This is a genomic window from Arthrobacter sp. (assembly GCF_031179985.1).
Classification (GTDB): domain Bacteria; phylum Actinomycetota; class Actinomycetes; order Actinomycetales; family Micrococcaceae; genus Arthrobacter.
In genome coordinates, this window is sequence record NZ_JAPSHJ010000111.1 from 1 (window position 1) to 2,757 (window position 2,757).

At 62.4% G+C, this 2,757-nt stretch carries 3 protein-coding genes; all 3 read left to right on the forward strand.

The genetic code is table 11. The features are described from left to right. The first annotated feature begins 300 nt into the window (after positions 1-300). Complete coding sequence (locus RIN13_RS20415) at positions 301-1,179, forward strand: NAD(P)-binding domain-containing protein (protein ID WP_309109140.1); 879 nt, start codon at positions 301-303, stop codon at positions 1,177-1,179. 52 nt (positions 1,180-1,231) lie between these two features. Beyond that, positions 1,232-2,017 carry an SDR family oxidoreductase gene (locus RIN13_RS20420; RefSeq protein ID WP_309108636.1) on the forward strand — a complete coding sequence of 262 codons (786 nt, stop codon included), beginning with the start codon at positions 1,232-1,234 and terminating at the stop codon, positions 2,015-2,017. A 73-nt stretch (positions 2,018-2,090) separates the two neighbouring features. Beyond that, on the forward strand, positions 2,091-2,757 hold a 667-nt coding region (locus tag RIN13_RS20425; RefSeq protein ID WP_309109141.1), incomplete at its 3' end, for a dihydrodipicolinate synthase family protein.

Genomic DNA, 2,757 nt, shown 5'->3' on the forward strand with positions numbered 1-2,757 from the left:
CATCAGGAACGGCAGCAGCCGCCACTTGATGATTTTGATGGTCCGCGGATCCACCTGAGGCGGGTGGGTTGTAGCAGTCATGAGTGTTGCTCCAAGCTTCGTCGATTGGGGAGGTTTTGCGATTACCCTGCGCCCTGAACCGGGGGGAACCGCACCTTCCGTGACCATATGATTCAGATCACCAGTTGTACATATAAAGTACTATCTGAGTCAAAAGGAGTCAAGGCTCTCCCACTTTTTCGGCGTCTCTTGCCAAGATTGTCTTTGGATTGTACTTTTGATAGCGGAAGGGAGCGAGTAATGAAGCTTGCAATCATTGGATGCGGGGAAGTGGGACGGCTCTATGCCGCAGCCGCTGCCCCCCACTTCGAACTGGTCCTGTGTGACGCCTACCCGTCGGCGGCCGCGCAGGAGCTGGCACAACAACTGGGGGTGGAACTGAAAAGCTCCATCGGGCCCTGGCTTGCTGATATGGATCGTGTATGGGCCTGCGTCACCGGAGATGTTGCAGTCTCCGTTGCCGAACAGGCTTCTGCCCACACCAGCCCAGGGGCGCTCTACGCTGATCTGAGCACCGCCAACTCCGCCGACAAGCGACAAGCAGCCGAGCTGCTGGAGGCAAAGTCAGCCGGATATGTGGACGTTGCCATCATGGGCGCCGTCGGACTGACCGGAGTCAGGACTAACCTGCTCGCCGCCGGCCCCGACGCCGCATCGGCAGTCAAGGACTTCGGGAAACTCGGGGCACCGGCAAGGGCCCTGGATAACGCCGCCGCTGGCGACGCCATCGCGCTCAAGCTGCTCAGGACCGTCCTGACCAAGGGGCTCGAGGCACTGGGGGTCGAGGCACTGATCGCTGCCGAGAGCCAAGGCGTGCGTGCAGAGCTCTACCGGGTGCTGGCGGACATCGACACCGAGGGGTTCACGAACTTCCTCAACGCCGTAGTCCGCACCCACGTCCTCCACGCCGAGCGCCGGTTCCATGAAGTTGACCGGGCCATCGCTCAGCTGGACGAAGCAGGACTGCCCTCATCAGTACTCGCCGGAACGCGTGAGCGCTATGAACAGACAGTCCAGGCGCTGAAGGACTCAACTCCTGCGCCGGGCACAGCAGAAAACATCGACTCGGCAGTCTCCTGGCTGCTCGAATCCTCACAAGCTGCCAAGGCCACCGCCTAACGCAGCACCAAGTTCGCGCCCTGCCGGGTGTGAGAGAACGTAAGGAAAAACAATGGATCTAGGTATCAAAGACAAGGTCGCCCTCGTACTGGGCGCCGGCGGAGGCCTGGGCGGCGCTATTGCCCGTTCCCTGGCCGCTGAAGGTGTCAAGGTAGCTGTCGCTGACATTGAATCGAAGTACGCAGATGTCACCACCGCAGCCATCAACGCCGCCGGAGGCACCGCCAAGTCCTTCGCATGGGATCTTGCCGACGTCAGCGCAATCGATAAGAAGGTCGCAGAGATCGAGGCGGAGCTGGGCCCGATCGACATTCTGGTCAACAACACCGGCGGCCCGCCCCCCACGCTGGTCCACGGCCAGCCCACCGAGACCTGGAACTCCTATTTCCAGTCCATGGTCCTTCCCGTCATCGCACTGACCGACCGTGTGCTCCCGGGCATGAAGGAACGCGGCTGGGGCCGCATCATCACCAGCACCAGCTCCGGAGTCATCGCCCCGATCGCGAACCTCGGACTGTCCAACTCCCTGCGTTCAACCCTTGTCGGCTGGTCCAAGACCCTCGCCCGCGAAGTTGGCCCGTTCGGTATCACCGCCAACATCGTCCTCCCGGGCCGCATCGCAACCGGACGCATCACGTCCCTTGACGAGGCAAAGGCCAAGCGCGAAAACCGCCCGGTCGCCGAGGTCACGGCCGAAAGCACCGCCTCCATCCCCGTCCAGCGCTACGGCAACCCGGACGAATACGGTCAGACCGTCACGTTCCTCTCCGGAACCGGCGCCTCATACATCACCGGTTCGGTGATCCGGGTCGATGGCGGCCTGATCCCCAGCGTCTAACCGCGACCGTTCCCGGTCCTTTCACCCGGTGGCCGGCACGCGCCGGCCACCACCCGAGAAGGAAAGCCACACCATGAAACTCAACCGCACGGAAAAGGGCGTCTACGCGATCGCCCCGACGCCTTTCCTGGACAACGGAGAGATCGATTTCCCCTCCATTGACCGGCTCGTCGATTTTTACCAGGACGCCGGCGTAAACGGAATCACCGTCCTCGGAGCACTGGGTGAAGCACCCAAACTCACCACCGAGGAAGCAGAAGCCGTCGCCGAACGCTTCATCAACCGCTCGGACCTCCCGGTCATCGTTGGTGTCTCCGCACCCGGTTACGCCGCCATGGGAGCACTGTCAGCAAAGGTGATGTCCCTCGGCGCCGCCGGCGTTATGATCGCCCCGCCGGCCTCGCTGCGCACCGATGACCAGATCGTGAACTACTACCGCGGAGCCGCGGAAGCCATCGGCAAGGACACCCCGTTCGTCATCCAGGACTTCCCCCTGACCTTCTCGGTCATCATGGCAACGGACGTCATCCGCCGGATCGCGGTGGAGAACGAAAACGCCGTCATGCTCAAGCACGAGGACTGGCCCGGTCTGGAAAAGATCAGCCAGCTCCGCGCGCTGGAAGAGGGCGGCAAGATTCCACACCTGTCCATCCTCTGCGGTTTCGGCGGGGCCTTCCTGGACTTCGAAGTCGAACGCGGTGCAAACGGCGCCATGACCGGATACTGCTTCCCGGAAATGC